Consider the following 22,687-nt stretch of genomic DNA (forward strand, 5'->3'; position numbering starts at 1 on the left):
ACGGGCGTCCCTCCGGGGGCGCCCGTTCGGCGTTTCGCGTGCCATTCACCGACGCAGACATCGGATGTCTGTGCCAGGATGGACGCATGCGACAGGAATGGTTTGATGACGCCCGCTTCGGCATGTTCGTCCACTTCGGCCTCTACAGCGGGGCCGCGCGGCACGAGTGGGTGCAGAACTACGAACGCCTCACCGACGAGGAGTACCGCCCCTACTTCGACAACTTCGATCCCGACCTCTTCGACGCCGCGGCCCTGGCGAGGACAGCCAAGGAGACGGGGATGGGCTACGTCGTGCTCACGACGAAGCACCACGACGGCTTCTGCCTCTGGGACTCGAAGCTGACCGACTTCACCTCCGTCACGGCGGTCGGACGGGACCTCGTGCGCGAGTACGTCGACGCCCTCCGTGCCGAGGGGGTCCGCGTCGGCCTCTACCACTCGGTCATCGACTGGCATCACCCCGATTTCACGGTGGACTGGAACCATCCCCGACGCGACGACGAAAACGCGCACGCCCTGAACGAGGGGCGCGACATGGCCCGCTACCGCGAGTACTTGCACGGTCAGGTCCGCGAGCTGCTCACCGAGTACGGCGACATCGACTACCTGTTCTTCGACTTCACCTACCCGGAGTCCAAGGACGGCTGGGAGGGCAAGGGGCCGCAGGACTGGGACGCCGAGGCGCTGCTCGCGCTGTGCCGCGAGCTGCAGCCGGAGATGCTCGTCAACGACCGTCTCGGCATCCCCGCGGACTTCGTGACGCCCGAGCAGTACCAGCCGACGGCTCCGATCGTCCGCGACGGGGTGCCCCTCGTGTGGGAGGCGTGCCAGACGCTCAACGGCTCCTGGGGCTATCACCGGGACAACACCGACCAGAAGTCGCCGGTGCTGCTCGTGCAGATGCTCGTCGACTCGGTGTCGATGGGCGGCAACATGCTGCTCAACATCGGTCCGGACGGGCGCGGGGCGATCGCGCCCCGGGATGCGGCCACGCTCGCCGAGATCGGGGAGTGGATGCGGCTCCACGACCGCGCCGTGATCGGGGCCGGTCATGCGCCGTTCACGCCGCCCCGAGAGGGCGTGTACACGCTCCGCGGCGACCGGCTCTACCTGAGCCTGTTCAGCTGGCCGCTGGGCTTCGTGCATCTGCCCGGTCTTGCGGGCAAGGTCTCGTATGCGCGCCTGCTGAACGACGGGTCCTGGCTGCGTACGAGCGTCAGCGACCCGGACCAGCAGGCCGACCTGATGACTCCGGCGGGCGAGGCCGAGGGGACGCTCACGGTGCATCTGCCGGTGCGGCGTCCCGACGTGCTGATGCCGGTCATCGAGCTGCGCCTCACGGGGGAGTGAGGCGGGCGGTGGCGGCGGCTCAGGCCGTCGCCACCGGTATCTCCATGCCCTCCAGCGCGAGGCGGGCGGCGCCGTGCAGGATCGCGTCCGCGCCGGTGGCCGCGGCCTCGATCCGCAGGCGCTGGGTCGCGAGCGGGTGGCAGGCCTCGTAGACCCGGCTGCGCACCGCGGCGATGAACGGCTCGGAGGCGCTCATGCTCCCGGTGAGGAAGAGGGCGTGCGGGTTGAAGAAGTTCACGACCCCGGAGAGCGCCTGACCCAGGTGGGTCCCGGCAGTGCGGACGAGCGTCGTCGCCAGCGGGTCCGCGTCCCGTGCCAGTGTCAGCACGTCGGCCGTGGTGCGGACGTCGGTGTTGCCGCGCTCGCGCATCTGGCGGACGAGGCTCGCGCCGCTGGCCACGGTCTCCAGGCAGCCGGTGTTGCCGCAGGAGCAGGGGATGTCCCCGCTGCCGTCGATCCGCGTGTGCGTGATGTCGCCGGCTGCGGCGGTCGCTCCCCGATGGATGTGCCCGTCCACGATGATCCCGCTGCCGATCGCCGTGCCCGCCTTGACGGTGATGCTGTGCTGGGTGTGCCCGAGCTGGCGACGGTGTTCGCCGAGGGCGGCGAGATTGGCGTCGTTGTCGACGACGACGGGGACGCCGTGGCGCTCCGCGAGGTGCTCGCCGACGCGGAATCCGGGCCACCCCGGCATCCGCGATGGCTGGTCCACCGCACCGGTGGCGACGTCGACGGGGCCGGGCAGGCTCACGCCGATCGCGTGGACCCGCGTCTCGGCGAGCAGGCGCTCGAACACCTCCGACACTCTCTCCAGCGTGGCCTCCGGGCCGTCCGCGACATCGATCGCGATGGTCTCCGAGTGGAGCAGGCCGCCGCTGAGGTCGTGCCGCCCGATGCGGGCATGGCGCCCGCCGAGATCGGCGGACAGCACGATCCCGTCGCCGGCGATCCGGAGCACGCGCGGCCGTCGTCCGCCGCGGGAGGTGCCGGCCCCGGCCTCCTCCAACACCCCGGCATCGAGAAGCGCCTGCACGCGTAGGCCGACGGTGGAGGCGGCCACGCCGAGAGCGGAGGCGAGCTCCGAGCGGGAGCGGGCCTGCCCGCGCGCGACGAAGTCGAGGATGCGCCGGGTGTGCGGATCGTCGACGGGGGTGTCGGCGGGGTTCGTCATGGAGGCCCTTCGTCTCGGAGCATCGTCAGCGTAGCGGGGGTGTCGCATGTTTCGGGGGAGTGACGAATTATCACCACCCTATAAACATCGGATGTTCAGCTTGCGGCACCTTGCGAACTATGACAGCGTAACTTCATACGAAATCCTAATTGGTTAGTTCGAGTCTCGAAATAACCGTTCCCTTCTCAGGAGGCATTCAATGAAGAAGTTGCTTGTGGGGGCTGTCGCCGCTGTCGCGGGCGTGGCCGTGGCGATGACCGGTTGTGCGAGCAGCGGGGGATCCGGAGGCTCGGCCGACGGCGACACCATCGTCGTGGACATGTGGGCCGGCAGCGAGTCGGACGTCGACGCGCTGGAGGCGCAGATCGAGTTCGCGCAGAAGCAGAACCCGGACATCAAGATCAAGCTGCAGACCTCGCCGTGGAGCGACTTCTTCACGAAGCTCACCACCAACATGGCCAGCGGCAACATGGCCTGCATCACCGGCATGAGCGGTGCGCAGCTCGGCGGCTACACGGCGGGCTTCCGTCAGCTCAGCGACGAGGACCTCGAGACCGCGGGCATCGACTGGTCGGAGTTCAACCCGAGCGCCGACGGCATCCTCAGCTTCGAGGGCAAGGTCTACGGCGTGCCGTTCGACGTCGCCACCATGCTCGTCTACTACAACCAGGACATGCTGACGGCCGCCGGCGCCGCGACTCCGGAGATCGGCTGGACGTTCGACGACTTCGCCACGATCGCGGCCGACGCCACCAAGGACGGCAAGTACGGCTTCGGCATGGGTATGGGCGGCTACCAGTGGATGTCGATGCCGATCGCCTACTCCGCCACGCAGCCCGCCTCCGAGGACGGCACGCTGCACATCGACGATGAGGACTTCGTCGACGCGGCCTCCTGGTACGCGGGACTCGTCACGGAGAAGAAGGTCGCGGCTCCGGTCGCCTCCGCTTCCGACACGGGCTGGGGCGAGAACCAGTACACGGGCGGCAACGCGGCCATGGCCGTCGACGGCACCTGGAACGCGGTCAGCTACCTCAACAACGAGTCCGGCTTCGCCGCCGGCATGGTGCCGCTGCCCGCCGGCGTGGACGGCAACCCCGGTCCGATCCTCGGCTCCGGCTACGGCATCGCGGAGAACTGTAAGAACCCGGAGGCCGCGCTGAAGGTGCTCGGCTCCCTGGTCGGCGAGGACGCCCAGGACTACATCGCCTCGTCCGGCCGCTCGTACCCTGCCCGCATCTCGTCGCAGCCGCTGTACTTCGAGTCGATCGACGAGCAGTACCGGGACCAGGTCCAGTCGGTGTTCGAGGCCGCGTTCGGCGACACGGTGCCGCTCTACATGACCAAGAACTGGCAGAAGCTCGACAGCTACATCCAGCCCAACCTCGTCAGCGTCTACAACGGCCAGATGACGATGGAGGAGCTGTTGTCGAACGCCCAGGCACAGTTCGGCGAGTAAGCCGGATCCGGCCCGCACAGCAGTAACAGAGAAAGACAACGAGATGACGATCACGACGAGACGTCGAGGATCGCTCGCCAAGGTCGAGGGCCGCCAGGCGCTGGGTTTCGCAAGCCCGGCCCTGGTGGGCCTCGCCCTGTTCACGATCGTGCCCGTGGGGCTGTCGATCGTGATGAGCGTGTTCGACTGGCCGACCTTCGGCGAACGCACCTTCAACGGGGTGGACAACTACGTCAAGCTGTTCACCAGCAGCCCGGACTTCTGGCCCGCGCTGCGGAACTCGGCCGTGTACACGCTGCTGTACGTGCCGTTGAGCGTCGCTCTCTCGCTCGTGCTCGCCCTCGGACTCGGCCCCCGCATCCGCGGCCGCGGTGCCCTGCGCGTCCTCTTCTTCATCCCCGTCGTGACCCCGATGGTCGCGAACGTCCTGGTGTGGAAGATGATGCTGCAGCCGCAGGGGCTCTTCAACGGCCTCTCGGTCACCTGGTTCGGCATCGAGCTGCCGAACTTCCTCGCCGACCCCAACTGGGCGATGACCATGGTCGTCGTCATGAGCGTCTGGCAGGGTCTCGGCTACAACATGCTGATCTTCTCCGCGGCCCTCGAGCAGCTCCCGGAGAGCGTGCTGGAGGCCGCCAGTATCGACGGTGCGCAGGGGTTCCGGCGCGTCTGGAGCATCATCATCCCGATGATCTCGCCGTCGATCTTCTTCGCGACGATCATGACGATGATCACCTCGCTCCAGGTCTTCGTCCAGCCGCAGATGCTCACCGGAGGCGGCCCCGGCAACGCCACCAAGCCGCTCGTGATGTACATCTGGGAGCAGGGCTTCACCTTCGGCGACCTCGGGCTCGCCGCCGCCGCCGCATGGATCCTCTTCGCGATCATCATCGCGATCACGGGCATCCAGTTCGCCGCACAGAAGAAGTGGGTGCACTATGAGCACTGAGACCCTCCTCCGGCCCACCGGCACCGCCCCGCGGCGTCAGCGCGAGCGGGAGCGGGCCCGCGGCGCGGCGACCACGCCCGGCGCGCGTGCCCGGCTGATCCTCGCGCACGTCACCATCTACGTCGCGGCGCTCATCTTCATCGCGCCGCTCGTCTACGCGTTCTTCTCGGCCCTCAAGCCGAACTCCGAGATGTTCTCGATGCCGCCGACCCTGGTGGGCTCCGAGATCCGCTGGAGCAACTTCGTCGACGTCTTCGCCTACGGACCGTTCCTGACGTACATCATGAACTCGTTCATCGTGGCGATCGGTGGCACCCTGGTCGTGCTCGTGGTGTCCACCACGGCCGGATACGCGTTCGGGCGCCTGCGGTGGAAGGGCAGGGACGCGGTGTTCGTCCTCTTCCTCGCCACGCTGATGGTGCCTGCCGAGGTGCTCGTCATCCCCATGTTCCAGGTCATGCAGTGGTTCAACTGGGTCGACACCTATCAGGCGCTCATCCTGCCCTTCGCGTTCGGCGCCTTCGGCACGTTCCTGATGCGGCAGTTCTTCCGCGGCATCCCGTACGAGCTGGAGGAGGCGGCCCGCGTCGACGGCGCCGGCCCCGTCCGGTCGTTCCTGCAGATCATCCTGCCGCTGTCGAAGTCCGCGGTCGCGGTGCTCGCGGTCTTCACGTTCCTGTCCTTCTGGAACAGCTACCTCTGGCCCCTCATCGTCACGGTCGACTACAACGCGCACGGCACGCTGCCCGTCGGCCTGGCGAGCTTCGCCGGCCTCACCGGCACCCGCTGGGACCTGCAGATGGCCGCCGCGATCATCTCGATGATCCCCACCACTCTGCTCGTGATCGTGCTGCAGAAGCATCTGGTCAAGGGCATCGCGATGGCCGGGCTGGGCGGACGATGAGCGCGGTCGGGCAGCAGACGGACGACCCTCGACGAACGACCACGGGCCTCGGGTCCGACCTGGCGTTGGCGGGGGTGGACATCGGGGGCACGAAGATCGCGGCCCTCGTCGTGGATGCCTTCGGAGTCGTCCTCGCACGCGGAAGCGTGCCGGCGCCCGCGAGCGTCGGCGGCTCGGCGATGGCGGATACGGCGGCCGGTCTCGTCGCGCGGCTGGCGACCGAGGCCGGTGTCGCGGTCGCCGCGGTGGGGGTGGGTGCCGCGGGGGTCATCGACCACGAGAGCGGCACCATCCGCGCCGCGTCCGCCCTGTTCGCGGACTGGGCGGGTTTCCCGCTCGGCCCGGAGCTGGCGCAGCGCCTCGGCGTCCCGGTGCGGGTGGAGAACGACGTGAACGCCTTCCTCCTCGGAGAAGCCGCCGCGGCGGGTCCGAGCGTGCCCGATGTGCTCGGCGTGATGCTCGGCACGGGCGTCGGCGGCGCGCTGGTCATCGGCGGGGAGCTGCACCACGGCCCGCACGGCGCGGCCGGGGAGATCGGGCATACGCCCGGGTACAGCGACCTCGTCTGCACCTGCGGGCAGACCGGTCACCTGGAGACCCTGGCCTCCGGAACGTCGATCGCCCGGCGGTTCGAGGAGCGCACCGGGCGTCCGGTGGACGATGCCAGGGAGGTCGCGGAGGCCGCCAGGGCCGGCGACGCCGACGCGCGCGCGGTGTTCCACGACGCCGGGCGCGCGCTCGCCCTCGCCTGCGCGAGCGCCGCGACGCTCCTCGACCTGCCGACCGCCATCGTCGGCGGCGGGGTCACGGCGGCCTGGGACCTCCTGTCGCCGTCGATCGAGCAGACCCTGCGCACCGACGCCCCGGTGTCCGGCATCGCGCTGCGCATCGTCCCCGCCGTCCTCGGCGCCGACGCCGTCGCGCTCGGTGCCATCGAGAGCGCCCGGCGCGCCCTCGCCCCCGTTTCCTGACCACGACTGCGACCGCAGAGGAGAACAGCACCGTGACCGCACGTCCCGAAGCCCACGAGATCTGGATGGGGCCGCTGCCGCCGCTCGCCGAGGGCGGGCTCGCGCGACCCCGGATCGGCATCGGCGGCATCTCCATCGAGTCGAGCACCTTCTCCCCGCACATCTCGGGGGACGAGGCCTTCACGATCCGGACCGGCGATGCCCTGCGGGCGTACTACCCGTTCCTCGATGCCGGGCGTGAGCTCGCCGAGGCCGCGGAGTGGGTCCCGCTCACCCACGGCCGGTCGCTGCCCGGCGGCGCCGTGGATCCGGACACCTATCGTCGGATGAAGGACGCGCTCGTCGAGGGGATCCGCACACAGGGGCCGTTCGACGGCTTCTTCTTCGACATCCACGGCGCGATGAGCGTCGTCGGGATGGAGGATGCCGAGGGCGATCTGGCCCTAGCGGTGCGGGAGGCGCTCGGTCCGGACACCCTCGTCTCCACGTCGATGGACCTGCACGGGAACGTCTCGGAGACCCTGCGCGACGCGGTGGATCTGCTCACCTGCTACCGCATGGCCCCGCACGAGGACTGGCTGAACACGAAAGAGCGGGCGGTGTGGAACCTGCTCGACCGTCTCCGTGGCCCGCACGGCGGCGACGTGCAGGCGCGGCGACCCTTCACCGCCTGGGTGCCCGTTCCGGTGCTCCTGCCGGGGGAGAAGACGAGTACGCGGCTGGAGCCCGCGCAGAGCATCTATGCCGAGCTCCCCAAGATCGAGGCCCTGCCCGGTGTCGTCGACGCCTCGGTGTGGATCGGCTACGCGTGGGCGGACGAGCCGCGCTGCCAGGCCTACGTCGTGGTCACCGGGGACGACCGGGAGGTCATCGCCCGGGAGGCGGAGCGCGTGGCCCGGATGTTCTGGGAGGCGCGGGAGGACTTCGTGTTCGTCGCGAAGACCGGAAGCCTCGACGAGGCGCTGGAGGAGGCCCTGGCGTCCGGAGCCCCGCGTCCGTACGTGATCTCCGACTCCGGGGACAACCCGACGGCCGGGGGAGCGGGGGATGTGACCTGGACCCTCGCCCAGCTGCTCCGGCGACCCGAGCTCACCGACGGGACGCACACGACGCTGGTCGCCTCGATCTTCGATCCGCGGGCTGTCGCCGAAGCCGTGGAGGCGGGCGTCGGTGCAACGGTCACGCTGTCCGCCGGTGCCGCGGTCGATGCCGGGCCGCACGGACCGGTCGACATCACCGGCACGGTGTTCTCGGTCACCGACGGCGACCCGGACGCCGGCACCCAGGTGGTGATCGCTGTCGGCGGGCTGCACGCCATCGTGACCGCGCGCCGCAAGCCCTTCCACCATCTCTCCGACTTCCGGATGCTGGGGCTCGAGCCGACGACGGCCGACGTCGTGGTCGTGAAGATCGGCTACCTGGAGCCGGAGCTGTACGAGCTGGCGGCGGGATGGACGCTCGCGCTCACCCCGGGCGGGGTGGACCAGGACCTGCTCCGTCTCGGACACCATCGCCTGCGCCCCGGGGTGTTCCCGTTCGACACGACAGGCGACCCCGATCTGACCGCGGTGGTCGTGCGCCGCGGCGCCGACGAGGAGGACACGGCATCATGATGAACTTCGAGAAGCGCACCGGCCCCGACTTCGGTGCGGCGGCCCCGGTCTACCCCGCGAACGGCGTGCCGGACTGGTATCGCGACGCCAAGCTCGGCTTCTTCGTGCACTGGGGCCTGTACTCCGTGCCGGCGTGGGCCGTGCAGCACGGGGAGGGCGTGAACATCCCCACCGAGGACGCCTATGCGTGGCACCAGTACGCGGAGTGGTACGGCAACACGGTGCGCATCCCGGGCAGCCCGACGTGGGAGCGCCACCAGCGCACCTACGGCCCCGGGACCTCGTACGAGGACCTCGCCGACCGATGGGACGCCGACGCCTTCGATGCCGACGCCTTCGTCGGTGAGCTCGTGTCGGCGGGGGCGCGTTACGTCGTGCCCACGACCAAGCACCACGAGGGCTTCTGTCTGTGGGACACCGCCACGACGGGGTTCAATGCCGTCGCGCGCGGCCCTCGCCGCGACCTCATCTCCGAGTTCCACGACGCCACGCGGCGGGCCGGAGCCAAGTTCGGCGTGTACTACTCCGGAGCGCTCGACTGGCACGTGAGCGACTTCCCGCCGATCGAGTCGGACACCGACCTGTTCCGGTTCCGTCGCAACGACGCCCACTTCTCCCGGTACGCCGCTGCACAGCTCGAGGAGCTCGTGGAGCGCTTCGCGCCCGACGTGCTCTGGAACGACATCGAGTGGCCGGACGGCGGCAAGGGCACGGAGGACTACGCCGTAGCCGCACTGCTGCGGCGTTACTTCGACGCCGTTCCGGACGGCGTCGTCAACGACCGGTGGGGCGTGCCGTACCACGGCTTCCTCACCCGCGAATACACGGACATCCCGGACATCATCCCCGAGCCGTGGGAGTCGACCCGCGGGCTCGGCTACTCGTTCGGGTTCAACCAGGCGGAGGACGAGCGGCACTCGCTCTCCGGGGCGGCCCTGATCCGGCTCCTCGTCGACGTCGTCGCGAAGAACGGCAACCTGCTCATCAACGTGGGCCCCGCGGCGGACGGGTCCATTCCGGCGCTGCAGCGGAAGGCGATGCAGGAGCTCGGCGGCTGGCTGGCCGTGAACGGCGCGGCGATCTACGGCACGCGGCCCTGGACGCGGATGGGGGAGCGGACGGGGGCTCCTCGTCGCTACACCACCTCCGGGGCGACCGTGCACGTGCACGCGCTGGACCCGGCGGCAGGCGAGTTCGAGCTGCCGTCCGAGCTCGCGGGCGCTGCGCTGTCGTGGGCGGACGGGACTCCGGCCCAGACGTCCGCGGGCGGCGGTTCGACGCGCATCGTGATCCCGGCCGGACTCCGCGAGGCTCCGGTCGCCGTGCTCACCGCGCACGGCGCCTGACACCGGCTCCGCAGAAGGGCCCCCGTCGGTGATCCGACGGGGGCCTTCGTCGCTGAGCTAGGGGCGCGTGCGCTCCTCGAGAACCTCGATCACGTGGCGGTACGGGCGGCCGGTGGCGCGGGTCATGCCGATCTCGCACGTGCGGTTGGCCGACACGAAGGCGTCGAAGCCGCCGCGGGCCGCATCGGCCGCGGAGACCTCGGCCGATTCCTGCGCCGTCGCGCTCGCGGTGAGCTCGGGGTGCAGCATGCCGCGGTCGCCGGCGAACGCGCAGCAGCCCCAGCCATCGGGCACGAAGACCTCGTCGGCGACGGCGGCAGCGATCGCCGTCAGTGCCCCGGTCGCGCCGAGTGCGGTCGTCGAGCAGGTCGGGTGCACGGCGATCGAGGGGAGCTTCGCATCGACGGAGAGGCGCGGCAGCACCTCCCGCGCGACGAACGTGGTGGCGTCCTCGATGCGCAGTCCCGCGTACTCCGGGTGCGCGGCGACGGCCTGGGTGAGCATCACGTCGAGGCCCTCGGTGCAGGAGGCCGCATCGCAGACGACCGGGAGCTCCCCGTGGCGGCTGGCGTCCCAGAGCGAGGCCAGCACCCGGTCGGACATGAGGCGATAGCCGTCGAGGTGTCCCTTGGACTTCCATGGCGTCCCGCAGCAGAGCCCGCCGTTCTCCTCCGGGACCACGACGGGGATCCCGGCGCGGTCAAGCAGCGCGCGCAGGGCGTCGCGGGAGCCGGGCCCCTCGTCCTCCGGGCCGAACATCGTGCCGATGCAGGCGCCGAAGAAGACGGCCTGGGCATCGGGTGGCGAGACCGGCTGGGGCGGCGCGGTTCCGCCGCGGGGGAGGCCGCCGTCGTAGAGGGGCACGGTGTCGGCGCCGAGCACCGCCCGTCCGATCCGCGTCGCGCCGCGCACGAGCGGGACGGGGAGGGCGTCGGCCACCGTGAGGGCGACGCCCCCGGCGCGCGTGACGGTGCTCCAGTGCTTCGCCGCGGTTCCCCACGCGGCCCCCTCCACGGCGTTCTCCTGCTCGGCGCGGAGTCGGCGGACGAGGTCGCCGGTGTTGATGTCCACCGGACACGCGACGCCGCACATGCCGTCGACCGCGCAGGTCTGCACGCCGTCATAGTCGTAGTCCGCGCGCAGGTCGCGCAGCAGCGCCGTGTCGCCCTGCTCCTCGGCCCAGGCCATGTCCCGGCGCAGCACGATGCGCTGCCGCGGTGTGAGCGTGATGCTCTTGCTCGGGCACGTGGGCTCGCAGTAGCCGCACTCGACGCAGCGGTCCACCTCGCGCTCGACCGTGGGCACGCGCTTCAGGTCCTGCAGATACGAGTCCGGGTCGTCGGAGAGCACGACGCCGGGGTTGAGGATGCCGTCCGGATCGAACAGCCGCTTGATCTCCCACATCATGTCGGTGAGCTCGTCGCCGTACTGCCGCCGGACGAACGGTGCCATGATGCGGCCGGTGCCGTGCTCGGCCTTGAGGGATCCCTCCTGCGAGAGGACGAGCTCGACGAGGTCATCCGTGAAGCGGCGGTACCGCGCCACGCTGTCGGGGTCGTCGAAACGCTCGTTCAGCAGGAAATGGACGTTGCCGTCCTTCGCGTGCCCGAAGATGACGGACCCCTCGTAGCCGTGTTCCGCGAACAGCTCGATCAGGCGTTCGCAGGTGGCCAGCAGTCGGGGGACGGGGACGACGATGTCTTCGAGGAGGGCGGTCGTGCCGGACGGCCGCGCTCCGGCGACCGCCGTGTAGAGGCCCTTGCGGACGTGCCACAGCGCGGCGCGCTCTCCCGCGTCCGTGGTCAGTCGCGGGGCGACGGCGAGAGGAAGGGCGTCGAAGTGTGCCTGGGCGGTGGCGCTCGCGACGGTGAGGCTCTCGTCGTCGGCGGCGTGCACCTCGACGAGGAGGGCGGCGTGGCCCTGGACGTCGATCTCCGAGATCGCGGCGGGGACGTCGCTCAGACCCTGGGCGACGCGCAGTGAGGCGGCGTCCAGGAGCTCGATCGTCGCGAGTCCCAGCTCGGTGAGAGAGGGGAGCGCGGCCATCGCCGCCGACAGCGTCTCGAAGACGAGCAGACCGGTGGCGATCGCGGGGCGCACCTCGATGGTGCGGAAACGGGCCTCCGCGACGAAGCCGAGGGTCCCTTCCGATCCGATGAGGAGGTGTTCGAGGATCCGCACCGGGTCGTCGAAGTCGAGCAGGGCGTTCAGTCCGTAGCCCATGGTGTTCTTCATCGAGAACTGCTGTCGGAGGAAGGTGACGTTCTCGGGCGCGGCGAGCAGCCGCTCCCGGAGCGACGACAGTCCCGCGAAGAGCGCGGGTTCCGCGGCGCGGAGCACCTCCGCGGCATCCGCGCGTCCGGTGTCCAGGACGGTGCCGCTGGGCAGCACGACGACCATCGAGGTGATCGTCTGATACGAGTTCTCCGTGATGCCGCAGGCCATACCGCTGGAGTTGTTCGCGACGACGCCGCCGATCGTGCAGGCGATCTCGCTGGCCGGATCGGGTCCGAGCTTGCGGCGGTACCGGGCCAGTCGCGTGTTCACCTGCCGGACGGTGGCCCCGGGGCCGACCCGGACCGCGGCGCCGTCGTCCTCGACGTGGATGTCGCGGAAGTGGCTGCGCGTGTCGACGAGGATGTCGCCGCTGATGCCCTGTCCGGAGAGGCTGGTGCCGCCGGAGCGGAACGTGAGCGTTCGTCCGGCCGCGCGGACCGCCGAGAACGCGCGGGCGACGCCCTCCGCGTCCGCGGGCGACAGCACCGCGTCCGGGACGAGCAGGTAGTGCGAGGCGTCGTGGGCGCGGGCGAACCGGTCGATGGATCGGGCGTGGACCTGCGTCTCGGTCCCCAGCAGCGCGGGGTCGAGGGGGTGGTCGAGGGTGGTGGGCACGGTGCTCCTCTGCTCCGCTCGAAGATTGTCTGACAAGTGTACTGAACGACGGCCGCCTCACTAGACTGTTCCGCATGACCTCGATCGCGGAGCGCCCCCTCGGCGTGGTCGGCGTGGTCGACGCCGTGACCGGACAGCTGCGCAGCCGGATCCTCTCCGGCGAGATCCGCTCGGGGGAGCCGTTGACCGAGGCGGCCGTCTCCCAGGCCTACGGCGTCGCCCGACCCAGCGCCAAAGCGGCCATCGAGCAGCTCGTTGCCAGCGGGCTGCTCGTGCGGACGGCGCACCGCACGGCGCGCGTGGTCGGCATCGAGGCGGAGACCGTCCGCGACGTCTACCGCACGCGGATCCGGCTGGAGAGCGCGGCGCTGCGCGAGTTGGCGGAGAGCGCCGCCGTCCCGGCGGCCGCCGTAGCGGCGAACGCCGAGCTGCAGGCGATGGCACCGGGCCCCGATCCCGCGACGGTCGATCCCGACCTCCGTTTCCACACGGCGCTCATCGACGGGTTGGGCAGCGAGCGCACCAGTCGCATGTACCGGAGCGTGCTGGACGAGGTGCGGCTGTGCATGGCGCAGGTGCAGGGACGGCGTCTCCTCGACGCGGAACTCATCGCCGCGCAGCACGCGGAGATGCTCGAGGCCGTCGCCGCCGGGGACGCGGAGCGCGCGGCCGCGGTGCTGCGTGCACACCTCGCCTCGGCGGAGGACCGTCTCGTCGAGGCCCTGAGCGCCTCCTGACGTCAGCCTTCGTTTGCGGGCGCGTCCTGGATCTCGATGGGTGCGTCCGTCGTGTCGGCCCAGACCGGAGCGGGCAGAGGGGTATCGACCTGGCCGGCCTGGATCGCGCGGAGGGCTTCGGTGATCTCGTCGGCGTTCTCGGGCACCGCCAGGCCGCAGGTGCGCAGCTCGGACGCGAACTGCAGGGTGAGCCGGATCTTCCCCGCCTCGATGGCCTCGGAGGTGGTGCCGGTGCGGATCTCGCTGCCGGTCTGGATCGCGGGCACCTCGTCGCAGACGTGATAGACCTTGCCGCCGTCGACCCACACGACCTCGTCCGCTCCGAGGAGCTGGATCACAGCGGACTGGTCCGCGGTGTACTGCTCGACGGACGGCGGGGCGAAGCTCGTCCCGATGACCGCCGCGAGGACGGCCAGGACGATGCCGACGATGCCGGCGGTCGCCTTCTGTCCCTTGTCCATGTCCTTGTTCAGGAAGATGAGGATGACCAGGGGGAGGAAGGCGACGACCGCGATGATCGCGCCGAGCTGGTTCTGGACGAAGAACCGCGTCTTGTCCGCGCGTCGCGCCGGGTCGAGGGTGTTGGCCTTCTTCCACAGGATCGAGCCGATGATCGACAGCGCGGCGATCACGACCAGCAGGACGAGCAGGGCGATGAACGCCCACTGCGGGAACTGCGCCGTCGCTCCCTGCTCTTCCAGGAGACCGGTGTCCGGATCGCGGAGCAGCGTGCCGCCCTCGTCGACGAACTCGCGCTGGCGCAGGAGCCAGAAGATGCCGACGGCCTCGCCCGCGATCGCGAGCGCCCAGAGGACCGCGGCGATGATGCGGAAGCGCGTCGCGGAGGCCTTGGCCTCCGGGGTCGGCGTCCAGCCCGCGGGCGGTTCGCCGGTCGTGGCGCCGGTCGTGGGACGACGCGGCGCGGCGGAAGACGTCTGCTCGTTCTCGGCCATGGTTGTCCTTTCCCCCGAAAGTGCCCGGCGACCTCACCGAGGCATCCCCGAGCCTAGTGGCCGCGGTGTCCTACGCTGGAGAGATGACATCCGATTCGGACGACGCCCTGAGCTGGGAGGGCGACGACAGCGCGGAGCGACGCCCCCGGGACGCCGCACGGCGCTCCACGCCCGCTCCGGAACCGACGCCGGTCGAGGCCGTCGCGCCTGCGGCGCCCGCACCCGCGTCGGTGGACGAGACGACCGCGGCGCCCTCTGGTCTCAGCAACGCGATGCTGGTCCTCGTCGGGGTCGTCGGGGGCGTCTACCTGCTCTACACCCTGGGGTGGATCGCGGGCGGTCTCCGGCTGCAGCCGCTCGCCTCGTTCCTCGTCGCCGATTTCATGTTCCTGCCCTGGTTCGTGCTGGCCATCGCCGCCCCCGCGCTGTGGTTCCTCGCGACATGGGTGCTGACGCGGGGCCGGGCCTCCTGGATCCGTGCCGCCGTGCTCCTGGCGGGCGTCGTGCTGCTCGTGCCGTGGCCGTTCGTGACCGTGGGGGTGATCGGCTCATGACCGCTCCGAAGGCACCGTCCGCCGTGGCGACCGGCTCGCCGCGCTGGCTCGTGTGGACCGTCATCGCCCTCGCCGGCCTCTTCTACGCCTACGCGGTGTGGAACGCGGTCGCGCACCTCATCACCATGGCCCAGACCGGCCTCACCGGCACCGGATGGGCGACGCTCCTGTTCGGCGTGGTGTTCCCCGTCATCGTGTTCGGGTTCGCCTACGCGATCGGCCGGCGGCGGCGGGTGGGTGAGCTCGCCCTGACGTTCCTCGCCGGACTCGGGATCGTCGCGGTGTTCTGGATGAGCCTGCTCGCGCTGAGTCTGACGCTGCCCAGCGCCTGAGCAGGATCCGTCACGCCGTCACACGGCACGGAGCGGTCCCGGTGCTCGGGTAGAGTTGTCGCGATCGCGCCCCCGACGGTGTGCGGCGCATCGGCCCCTCCCGCCTGTCGCGCTGCCCCGAAGGATCCACTGTGCCGAAGCCTGTCGTGCTCATCGCCGAAGTACTCTCTCCCGCCACGATCGAGGCGCTCGGCCCCGACTTCGACGTCCGCCACGTCGACGGAACCGATCGCGAAGCGCTGTTCGCCGCCCTCGCGGACTCGGACGCGGTGCTCATCCGCTCCGCGACCCGCATCGACGAGGAGGCGCTGTCACACGCGCCGAAGCTCAAGGTCGTCGCGCGGGCCGGTGTCGGCCTCGACAACGTCGACATCAAGGCCGCGACCGCGGCCGGCGTCATGGTCGTCAACGCCCCGACGTCGAACATCGTCTCCGCCGCCGAGCTCACGGTCGGCCACATCCTCAGCCTCGCCCGCAGGATCCCGGCCGCGCACGCCTCGCTGTCCGCCGGCCAGTGGAAGCGCAGCTCCTTCACCGGTGCCGAGCTCTTCGAGAAGACCGTCGGCATCGTCGGACTGGGCCGGATCGGCGCTCTCGTCGCCGCTCGCCTCGCCGCCTTCGACATGCGCGTCGTCGCGTACGACCCCTACGTCACCTCGGCGCGCGCCCAACAGCTCGGCGTGCAGCTCCTCTCGCTCGACGAGCTCGTCGCCGAGGCCGACTTCCTCACGATCCACATGCCCAAGACCCCGGAGACGACGGGCATGATCGGCGCCGAGCAGTTCGCCGCGATGAAGCCGACCGCCTTCGTCGTCAACGTCGCCCGCGGCGGGCTCATCGACGAGGAGGCGCTGCACGAGGCGCTCGTCGCCGGCGAGATCGCCGGGGCCGGCCTGGACGTCTTCACCTCGGAGCCCCCGGCCGAGGGTGGCAGCGCCCGCGCGCTCCTCGATCTCCCGAACGTCGTCGTGACTCCGCACCTCGGTGCGAGCACGGAAGAGGCGCAGGAGAAGGCCGGCGTCTCGGTCGCGCGCTCGGTGCGGCTCGCGCTCGGCGGCGACCTCGTCCCGGATGCCGTCAACGTCGCGGGCGGCGTCATCGACCCGTACGTGCGTCCCGGCATCTCGCTCGTGGAGAAGCTCGGCCAGATCTTCGCCGCGCTGGCCACGTCGCCGCTCACGAGCCTCGACGTCGAGGTGCACGGCGAGCTCAACGACTACGACGTGAGCGTGCTCAAGCTCGCCGCCCTCAAGGGGGTCTTCACGAACATCGTGAGCGAGACCGTGTCGTACGTGAACGCGCCCCTCCTGGCGGAGCAGCGCGGCATCGCGGTGCGCCTGCTCAAGGACGATGTGAGCGAGGAGTACCGGAACGTCATCACCCTCACGGGGGCGCTGTCCGACGGATCGCAGCTCTCGGTGTCGGGCACGCTGACCGGACCGAAGCAGGCCGAGAAGCTCGTCGGCATCAACGATCACGCCCTGGAGCTGCCGATCGAGAAGCACCACGTCGTGATGCTCTACACCGACCGCCCCGGCATCGTGGCCGTCTACGGGCAGAAGTTCGGCGAGGCCGGGATCAACATTGCCGGCATGCAGATCTCGCGGCTCGCGGCGGGCGACCAGGCGCTCAGCGTGCTGACGCTCGACTCGCCCGTGTCCGAAGAGCTGCTGGACGACGTGCGGGGCGCCATCGACGCCGATCTCTTCCGTCAGATCGAGATCACCGAGGTCTGACACCGCAGAGCGGGGGAGAAGGGCGGGAGCGCAAGGCTCCCGCCCTTCTCCGTATCTGCGGCCTCATCCGGCGTCAGGCGGTGGCGCGCAGCACGAGCGCGATGAGATCCGCGAGCTCGTCGCTGCGCGGGACCAGGCGCTCCGGCCCGTGCACGTCGAGCGAGTTGTTGAAGTAGAGGCCGTCGCTCACGAGCATCACGAGGTCGAGGCTGGCGGTGTCGCGGACGTGTGGGCGGATCGTCTCCGCCCAGCGGCGCCGGGTCTCGCGGAGCATGTCGGACGCGGCGGTCGAGCCGCCCTGGGCCAGCCGGGTCGTGGCGATGAGCGCCCGATCGAGGGCGTCGTCCTCCATCACCGAGGTCCGGACGTAGTACGCGACGGGACCTTCGTCGGCGGTGCGCATGCGCTCCAGATCGAGGGTGGTCAGATGGTCGAGACGCTCCAGGAGCCCGGCCTCCAGATCGTCCTTGGAGCGGAAGTGATACAGCAGGCCGCCCTTCGACACCCCGGCGGCCTTCGCCGTGGCCTCGAGCGTCGCGGCGCGTTCGCCCTCGTCGATCAGGATCGCCTCGAAGGCGTCGAGGACCTTCTCACGGGCGAGGGGAGGGCGGGGCATCGGTCATCCTCTGAACGGGATCGGGAGGGCGGCATCTGTTACTATACCAGCCGGACGGTTTAGTAACGAGCGGTCCTCAGGAAGGAAAGGTGTTCCATGACCCGTACTGCGTCGATCCCGACGACAGAGACGGAAGCTCCCCGCGTCGGGGCTCGGGGGTGGGCGGCGCTCGTCGTCCTCATGCTCCCGGTGCTGCTGGTGTCGGTGGACAACACGGTGCTGAGCTTCGCGCTGCCCGAGATCTCGATCTCGCTCGCGCCGAGCGGGGCCGAGCAGCTCTGGATCATCGACGTCTATCCGCTCGTGCTCGCCGGACTCCTGGTGACCATGGGGACACTCGGCGACCGTTTCGGGCGTCGCCGCCTGCTCCTCATCGGGGCCACCGGGTTCGCCGTGGTCTCCGCGCTGGCCGCCTTCGCGCCGACCGCGGGCCTGCTGATCGCCGCCCGCGCCCTGCTCGGCTTCTTCGGCGCCATGCTGATGCCGTCGACGCTGTCGCTGCTGCGGTCGATCTTCCAGAACCGCGACCAGCGCCGCATGGCCATCGCGGTCTGGGCATCCGCGTTCTCTGCCGGATCCGCGCTCGGCCCTATCGTCGGCGGCTTCCTCCTCGAGCACTTCGCGTGGGGCTCGGTGTTCCTCATCGCCGTGCCGGTGCTCATCCCGCTGCTCATCGCCGCACCGCTGCTCGTGCCGGAGAGCCGTGACCCGAACCCCGGCCGCATCGACCCGCTCAGCATCGCCCTCTCGATGGCCGCGATGATCCCGGTCGTCTACGCGATCAAGTCCTTCGCGGTCGATGGTCCGTCGCTCTACGCCGGAGGATGGGCGCTGCTCGGTCTCGTGATGGGGACGCTGTTCGTGCGCCGTCAGCTCCGCGCCGACACCCCGATGCTCGACATGGCGCTGTTCCGCCGTGGCTCGTTCTCGGGCGCGATCCTGGTGAACCTGCTCAGCGTCGTGGCCCTCGTCGGGTTCCTCTACTTCGTGTCGCAGCACCTCCAGCTCGTGCTGGGGCTCTCGCCGATGGTCGCGGGCCTCGCTCTCGTGCCGGGGATGGCGGCGATGATCGTCGCCGGACTCACGGTGGTGCCGATCTCGCGGCGGGTGCCGCCGCACGTGCTCATCCCGGCGGCGCTGGTGTTCTCGGTCGCGGGCTACCTCATCGTCGCGTTCACGACGCACGAGCACGGCGTGGCTCCGCTGATCCTCGCCTTCGCCGTCCTCGGCATCGGCATCGGCGCGGCCGAGACCATCTCGAACGAGCTCATCCTGTCCAGCGCCCCCGCGGCGAAGGCCGGTGCCGCCAGCGCGGTGTCCGAGACGGCGTACGAGCTCGGTGCCGTGCTGGGGACCGCGATCCTGGGCGGCATCATCACCGCGTTCTACCGCGGCGCGCTGGTGCTGCCCGAGGGGCTTCCGGCGGGCGTGGCCCGCGCTGCGCAGGAGACGCTGGCGGGCGCCTACACCGCCGCCCACGAGCTCCCGGCCGCGCTCGGCGACGCCCTGTGGCAGGCGGCGGCCGACGCGTTCGGCTCGGGAGTCACGGTCACCTCGCTCATCGGGGCGGGCCTCGTCGTCGTCGCCGCGGTCATCGCGGCCGTCACACTGCGCAAGGCACCCACGCACTGACCACTACGCTGGGGGGACCGGCCCGTTCGACCCGCGGTCGCGCCGCGGTCGGTCCACCCCCGTGCAGTGCGCAAGGAGTCTCATGTCGCGTGTCGTGAAGCTGGCCGTCATCCCGGGTGACGGCATCGGTCCCGAGGTCATCGCCGAGGCGGAGAAGGTGCTCGACGCCGTCACCGCCGACAGCGACGTGACGTTCGACAAGACCCGCTTCTCGCTCGGTGCCGACCGGTACCTCGAGACCGGCGACACGCTCACCGACGACGACCTCGCCGCGATCGCCGCACACGACGCGATCCTCCTCGGCGCGGTCGGCGGCACGCCGGGCGACCCGCGGCTGAAGGACGCGAACATCGAGCGCGGACTGCTGCTGAAGCTCCGGTTCACCCTCGACCACTACGTGAACCTGCGCCCCTCGAAGCTCTTCACCGGAGCTCCTGGTCCGCTGTCGGACCCGGGGGAGATCGACTTCGTCGTCGTCCGCGAGGGGACGGAGGGTCCCTACGTCGGCAACGGCGGGGCGATCCGTAAGGGGACGCCGCACGAGGTGGCGAACGAGACCTCCGTGAACACCGCCTTCGGCGTCGAGCGGGTCGTCCGCTACGCGTTCGCGCTTGCCGAACGCCGCCGTCAGAAGCTCACGCTCGTGCACAAGACCAACGTGCTCGTGCACGCCGGTGCGATCTGGCAGCGAATCGTGAACGAGGTCGCTTCCGAGCACCCCGACGTCGCCGTCGACTACCTGCACGTCGACGCCGCCACCATTTTCCTCGTCACCGATCCCTCGCGCTTCGACGTGATCGTCACGGACAATCTCTTCGGTGACATCCTCACCGACCTCGCCGGCGCCGTCACGGGCGGCATCGGCCTCGCCGCCTCGGGGAACATCAACCCCGATGGCGCCTTCCCGTCGATGTTCGAGCCCGTGCACGGCTCGGCTCCGGACATCGCGGGTCAGCAGAAGGCCGACCCGACCGCCGCGATCCTCTCCATCGCGCTGCTGCTCGACCACCTCGGCCTGACGGTCGAGTCGGCGCGTGTGAGCGCCGCGGTCGAGGCGGACATCGCCGCTCGCAGCGGTGCCCGCACCACCGCGGAGATCGGCTCCGCGATCACTGCCCGTCTCTGAACGGCGGGCGTAGGCTGACAGGGCGCGAGGATGCGCCCACCCCACGAGGATTGGATGACGACATGACGACGATCGACGCTGAGACGAGCGTGGCTCCCCTGGAGTTCGCCGTGACGAAGAACCTGAACGCGGCCTCGCCGGCACGCGTCGCCGAAGTGCTGGAGAGCCCCGGGTTCGGGGTCGTCTTCACCGACCACATGGTCGACATCTGCTGGTCGGCCAAGGGCGGCTGGCACCGTCCGCGCGTGCAGCCCTACGGCCCGATCCCGCTCGACCCCGCGGCGTCCGTGCTGCACTACGCGCAGGAGATCTTCGAGGGCATTAAGGCCTACCGGCACGCGGACGGTTCGATCCACACCTTCCGGCCGGACCGCAACGCCGCGCGTCTGCAGGCGAGCGCCCGCCGCCTCGCGCTGCCGGAGCTGCCGACGGAGTACTTCATCCAGTCGCTGCGGGAGCTCATCGCCGTCGACGGCCGCTGGGTGCCCTCCGGTGCCGACCAGAGCCTGTACCTGCGGCCATTCATGTTCGCCAAGGAGGCGTTCCTCGGCGTGCGTGCGGCGCAGAAGGTCGCCTACTACGTGATCGCGAGCCCCGCCGGTGCGTACTTCACCGGAGGCGTGAAGCCGGTACGGATCTGGCTCTCCGAGGATTACGCCCGCGCCGGCCGCGGCGGCACCGGCAAGGCGAAGACGGGCGGCAATTACGCCTCCAGCCTCCTGCCGCAGGCCGAGGCCAGTGCGAAGGGCTGCGACCAGGTCGTGTTCCTCAACGAGAACCGCGACGTGGAGGAGCTCGGCGGCATGAACGTCGTGTTCGTGTTCAAGGACGGGCGCGTCGTCACGCCGGAGTCCGACAGCATCCTCGAGGGCATCACGCGCGACTCGCTGCTGCAGCTCGCTGAGGACCGAGGCTACACGGTCGAGAAGCGACCGATCTCGATCGACGAGTGGCGCGAGGGCGTGGCCTCCGGTGACATCGTCGAGGTGTTCGCCTGTGGCACGGCCGCGGTCGTGACTCCGATCGGCGCGCTCGTGGGTGAGGGCTTCGACGAGCCGCAGCCGCTGGGCGAGCTCGCGTTGTCCCTCCGCGAGGAGCTCACCGACATCCAGTACGGGCGCCGCGAGGACAAGCACGGCTGGCTGCTTCGCCTCGACGCCTGATTCGATTCCCCGAGACCCCGTCCTCCCGCCGACACCCCGCCGTGTCACCGCGTGGAAGGCGGGGTCTCGGCGTGTACCCGGGGGCTCGCGCGCTGGGACGCTTCCTGCACAATGCGGGGGGAGTGGGGGAAGAGGGGCGGGGGGGGTGGGGAAGGNGAAGAGGGGAGGGAGGGAGAACGCGGGGGAGAGTGAGGGGATGTCGCGGCGCCTCTCGTTCTCTGAAGGCTGGGATTTCGTGCGGTCGCGGGAGGAGGTCCTCGACGCGGGGGTCACGGAGCGGGAGCTGGAGGGGGCGGTCGCGCACGGCAGGCTGCGACGCGTGCACCGCGGGGCGTACGTCGACGCGGAGGTCTGGGACCAGCTGTGGCCCGAGGGAAGGCAGCTCGTGCGGGTGTGCGCCGTCCGTCGGGCCAGCCCGGGCGGAGGTCCGGTGTTCTCGCACCTCTCCGCGGCAGCGCTCTGGGGGCTCCCGCTCGTGGGGCCGATCCGGGACGACGTGCACACCGCGATCCGCAGCCGTCGGCACACCAGGACCGAAGCCGGGGTCGTCCGACACCAGATGGCGCTCGACGAGGGCGACATCGTCCGGCGGCACGGGCTCCGGTGCACGTCGCTGGCCCGTACCGTGTTCGACCTCGCCCGGCTGCTGCGCCCGGAGGCCGTCGTCGCGGCCGGGGACGCGGCTCTGCGGATGGTCTCGATTGACGGACACGAGGTCGACCACGATGAGGTCGACGCCTGGCGAGCCGAGGTCGACCGGCTGTGCGTGCCAGGGCTCCGGGGCGTGCGGCGCGCGCGATGGATCGGAGCCTTCGCGGATGGACGGGCGCAGCTCCCGGGCGAGAGCGTGAGCCGCCTCCAGCTCCACCGACTCGGCTTCCGGGACATCGATCTACAGGTTCCCCTCGTGGGCTCCGACGGTGCTCGGTATTTCGCCGACTTTGGGTTCCCGCGGTCGCGGGCCTTCGGGGAGTTCGACGGGGAGGACAAGTACCGGGATGCGGAGCTGCGGACGACGTCCACGGCGGCCGATGCGGTGCTGGCGGAGAAGCACCGCGAGGACGAGATCCGCGGGGTCACGGGGTGGCGCGTGGTGCGCTGGGGCTCCGCGCACATCCGCACCCCCGAAGATCTCGGACGACGGCTCGCCGCGTTCGGCGTCCGTCCTCCCGGCTGAGGTC

General features: G+C 70.5%; 19 protein-coding genes. 15 read left to right on the forward strand and 4 right to left on the reverse strand.

The window, feature by feature from the left end; all coding sequences use genetic code 11:
- Window positions 1-86: 86 nt before the first annotated feature.
- Window positions 87-1,352: an alpha-L-fucosidase gene (locus BK819_RS06780; protein WP_071328459.1), complete on the forward strand. Its 1,266-nt coding sequence runs from the start codon at window positions 87-89 to the stop codon at window positions 1,350-1,352.
- 19 nt (window positions 1,353-1,371) lie between these two features.
- Here BK819_RS06780 and BK819_RS06785 read toward each other — a convergent pair whose 3' ends face one another.
- Entirely contained in the window at window positions 1,372-2,523 is a 1,152-nt protein-coding gene (locus BK819_RS06785) for an ROK family transcriptional regulator (RefSeq protein WP_071328460.1), read from the reverse strand.
- A 199-nt stretch (window positions 2,524-2,722) separates the two neighbouring features.
- Here BK819_RS06785 and BK819_RS06790 point away from each other — a divergent pair, with 199 nt between their 5' ends.
- The 6 genes from BK819_RS06790 (at window position 2,723) to BK819_RS06815 (ending at window position 9,765) form a co-directional block, all read left to right on the forward strand.
- Window positions 2,723-3,982, forward strand: a complete 1,260-nt coding sequence (locus BK819_RS06790) for an ABC transporter substrate-binding protein (protein WP_071328461.1) — start codon at window positions 2,723-2,725, stop codon at window positions 3,980-3,982.
- Window positions 3,983-4,025: 43 nt separating this feature from the next.
- Entirely contained in the window at window positions 4,026-4,931 is a 906-nt protein-coding gene (locus BK819_RS06795) for a carbohydrate ABC transporter permease (RefSeq protein ID WP_071328462.1), read from the forward strand.
- On the forward strand, window positions 4,921-5,835 hold the full coding sequence (locus tag BK819_RS06800; protein ID WP_071328463.1) for a carbohydrate ABC transporter permease: 915 nt from the start codon (window positions 4,921-4,923) through the stop codon (window positions 5,833-5,835). The genes BK819_RS06795 and BK819_RS06800 overlap by 11 nt, the downstream gene beginning before the upstream one ends.
- Window positions 5,832-6,806 (forward strand): ROK family protein, encoded by a 975-nt coding sequence (locus BK819_RS06805; protein ID WP_071328464.1) that lies wholly within the window; start codon window positions 5,832-5,834, stop codon window positions 6,804-6,806. The genes BK819_RS06800 and BK819_RS06805 overlap by 4 nt, the downstream gene beginning before the upstream one ends.
- 65 nt (window positions 6,807-6,871) lie before the next feature.
- Window positions 6,872-8,419: a M81 family metallopeptidase gene (locus BK819_RS06810; protein ID WP_292791018.1), complete on the forward strand. Its 1,548-nt coding sequence runs from the start codon at window positions 6,872-6,874 to the stop codon at window positions 8,417-8,419.
- Complete coding sequence (locus BK819_RS06815; RefSeq protein WP_071328466.1) at window positions 8,416-9,765, forward strand: alpha-L-fucosidase; 1,350 nt, start codon at window positions 8,416-8,418, stop codon at window positions 9,763-9,765. Before BK819_RS06810 ends, BK819_RS06815 begins: the two co-directional genes overlap by 4 nt.
- 57 nt (window positions 9,766-9,822) lie before the next feature.
- Here BK819_RS06815 and BK819_RS06820 read toward each other — a convergent pair whose 3' ends face one another.
- Complete coding sequence (locus BK819_RS06820) at window positions 9,823-12,657, reverse strand: FAD-binding and (Fe-S)-binding domain-containing protein (protein WP_071328467.1); 2,835 nt, start codon at window positions 12,655-12,657, stop codon at window positions 9,823-9,825.
- Window positions 12,658-12,731: 74 nt separating this feature from the next.
- Between BK819_RS06820 and BK819_RS06825 the strand changes: the two genes are divergently transcribed.
- Window positions 12,732-13,394, forward strand: coding sequence for a GntR family transcriptional regulator (locus BK819_RS06825; RefSeq protein ID WP_071328468.1), 663 nt, complete (start codon window positions 12,732-12,734; stop codon window positions 13,392-13,394).
- A 2-nt stretch (window positions 13,395-13,396) separates the two neighbouring features.
- On the opposite strand, the gene BK819_RS06830 is transcribed toward BK819_RS06825, so the two are convergent.
- A complete protein-coding gene (locus BK819_RS06830) occupies window positions 13,397-14,347 on the reverse strand; it encodes a hypothetical protein (protein WP_071328469.1) in 951 nt (316 codons plus the stop codon).
- A gap of 83 nt (window positions 14,348-14,430) precedes the next feature.
- Here BK819_RS06830 and BK819_RS06835 point away from each other — a divergent pair, with 83 nt between their 5' ends.
- The 3 genes from BK819_RS06835 (at window position 14,431) to serA (ending at window position 16,969) form a co-directional block, all read left to right on the forward strand.
- Window positions 14,431-14,901 carry a hypothetical protein gene (locus BK819_RS06835; RefSeq protein WP_071328470.1) on the forward strand — a complete coding sequence of 157 codons (471 nt, stop codon included), beginning with the start codon at window positions 14,431-14,433 and terminating at the stop codon, window positions 14,899-14,901.
- Window positions 14,898-15,233 carry a hypothetical protein gene (locus BK819_RS06840; RefSeq protein ID WP_071328471.1) on the forward strand — a complete coding sequence of 112 codons (336 nt, stop codon included), beginning with the start codon at window positions 14,898-14,900 and terminating at the stop codon, window positions 15,231-15,233. Before BK819_RS06835 ends, BK819_RS06840 begins: the two co-directional genes overlap by 4 nt.
- A gap of 131 nt (window positions 15,234-15,364) precedes the next feature.
- The gene (gene serA, locus BK819_RS06845; protein WP_071328472.1) at window positions 15,365-16,969 is read left to right on the forward strand and encodes a phosphoglycerate dehydrogenase; all 1,605 of its coding nucleotides are present in this window, start codon (window positions 15,365-15,367) and stop codon (window positions 16,967-16,969) included.
- Window positions 16,970-17,042: 73 nt separating this feature from the next.
- On the opposite strand, the gene BK819_RS06850 is transcribed toward serA, so the two are convergent.
- Entirely contained in the window at window positions 17,043-17,585 is a 543-nt protein-coding gene (locus BK819_RS06850; RefSeq protein ID WP_071328473.1) for a TetR/AcrR family transcriptional regulator, read from the reverse strand.
- A gap of 96 nt (window positions 17,586-17,681) precedes the next feature.
- Here BK819_RS06850 and BK819_RS06855 point away from each other — a divergent pair, with 96 nt between their 5' ends.
- The 4 genes from BK819_RS06855 (at window position 17,682) to BK819_RS06870 (ending at window position 22,683) form a co-directional block, all read left to right on the forward strand.
- Window positions 17,682-19,217 (forward strand): MFS transporter, encoded by a 1,536-nt coding sequence (locus BK819_RS06855; protein WP_071328474.1) that lies wholly within the window; start codon window positions 17,682-17,684, stop codon window positions 19,215-19,217.
- A gap of 82 nt (window positions 19,218-19,299) precedes the next feature.
- Window positions 19,300-20,343, forward strand: coding sequence for a 3-isopropylmalate dehydrogenase (locus BK819_RS06860; RefSeq protein ID WP_071328475.1), 1,044 nt, complete (start codon window positions 19,300-19,302; stop codon window positions 20,341-20,343).
- Window positions 20,344-20,405: 62 nt separating this feature from the next.
- Window positions 20,406-21,506 carry a branched-chain amino acid aminotransferase gene (locus BK819_RS06865; protein WP_071328476.1) on the forward strand — a complete coding sequence of 367 codons (1,101 nt, stop codon included), beginning with the start codon at window positions 20,406-20,408 and terminating at the stop codon, window positions 21,504-21,506.
- 196 nt (window positions 21,507-21,702) lie between these two features.
- Window positions 21,703-22,683 (forward strand): hypothetical protein, encoded by a 981-nt coding sequence (locus tag BK819_RS06870; protein ID WP_071328477.1) that lies wholly within the window; start codon window positions 21,703-21,705, stop codon window positions 22,681-22,683.
- The last annotated feature ends 4 nt before the right edge of the window (window positions 22,684-22,687 follow it).

This window comes from Microbacterium sp. LCT-H2 (assembly GCF_001866135.1).
Taxonomy (GTDB): Bacteria; Actinomycetota; Actinomycetes; order Actinomycetales; family Microbacteriaceae; genus Microbacterium.

Bases quoted from the DNA above. Each gene is read 5' to 3' on its own strand.
- BK819_RS06800 (WP_071328463.1), top strand. From the start codon at position 4,921: ATGAGCACTGAGACCCTCCTCCGGCCCACCGGCACCGCCCCGCGGCGT.
- BK819_RS06815 (WP_071328466.1), top strand. From the start codon at position 8,416: ATGATGAACTTCGAGAAGCGCACCGGCCCCGACTTCGGTGCGGCGGCC.
- BK819_RS06850 (WP_071328473.1), bottom strand. From the start codon at position 17,585: ATGCCCCGCCCTCCCCTCGCCCGTGAGAAGGTCCTCGACGCCTTCGAG.
- BK819_RS06840 (WP_071328471.1), top strand. From the start codon at position 14,898: ATGACCGCTCCGAAGGCACCGTCCGCCGTGGCGACCGGCTCGCCGCGC.
- BK819_RS06835 (WP_071328470.1), top strand. From the start codon at position 14,431: ATGACATCCGATTCGGACGACGCCCTGAGCTGGGAGGGCGACGACAGC.
- BK819_RS06780 (WP_071328459.1), top strand. From the start codon at position 87: ATGCGACAGGAATGGTTTGATGACGCCCGCTTCGGCATGTTCGTCCAC.
- BK819_RS06810 (WP_292791018.1), top strand. From the start codon at position 6,872: ATGGGGCCGCTGCCGCCGCTCGCCGAGGGCGGGCTCGCGCGACCCCGG.
- BK819_RS06860 (WP_071328475.1), top strand. From the start codon at position 19,300: ATGTCGCGTGTCGTGAAGCTGGCCGTCATCCCGGGTGACGGCATCGGT.
- BK819_RS06830 (WP_071328469.1), bottom strand. From the start codon at position 14,347: ATGGCCGAGAACGAGCAGACGTCTTCCGCCGCGCCGCGTCGTCCCACG.
- BK819_RS06790 (WP_071328461.1), top strand. From the start codon at position 2,723: ATGAAGAAGTTGCTTGTGGGGGCTGTCGCCGCTGTCGCGGGCGTGGCC.
- BK819_RS06855 (WP_071328474.1), top strand. From the start codon at position 17,682: ATGACCCGTACTGCGTCGATCCCGACGACAGAGACGGAAGCTCCCCGC.
- BK819_RS06785 (WP_071328460.1), bottom strand. From the start codon at position 2,523: ATGACGAACCCCGCCGACACCCCCGTCGACGATCCGCACACCCGGCGC.
- BK819_RS06825 (WP_071328468.1), top strand. From the start codon at position 12,732: ATGACCTCGATCGCGGAGCGCCCCCTCGGCGTGGTCGGCGTGGTCGAC.
- BK819_RS06795 (WP_071328462.1), top strand. From the start codon at position 4,026: ATGACGATCACGACGAGACGTCGAGGATCGCTCGCCAAGGTCGAGGGC.
- BK819_RS06805 (WP_071328464.1), top strand. From the start codon at position 5,832: ATGAGCGCGGTCGGGCAGCAGACGGACGACCCTCGACGAACGACCACG.
- BK819_RS06870 (WP_071328477.1), top strand. From the start codon at position 21,703: ATGTCGCGGCGCCTCTCGTTCTCTGAAGGCTGGGATTTCGTGCGGTCG.
- BK819_RS06865 (WP_071328476.1), top strand. From the start codon at position 20,406: ATGACGACGATCGACGCTGAGACGAGCGTGGCTCCCCTGGAGTTCGCC.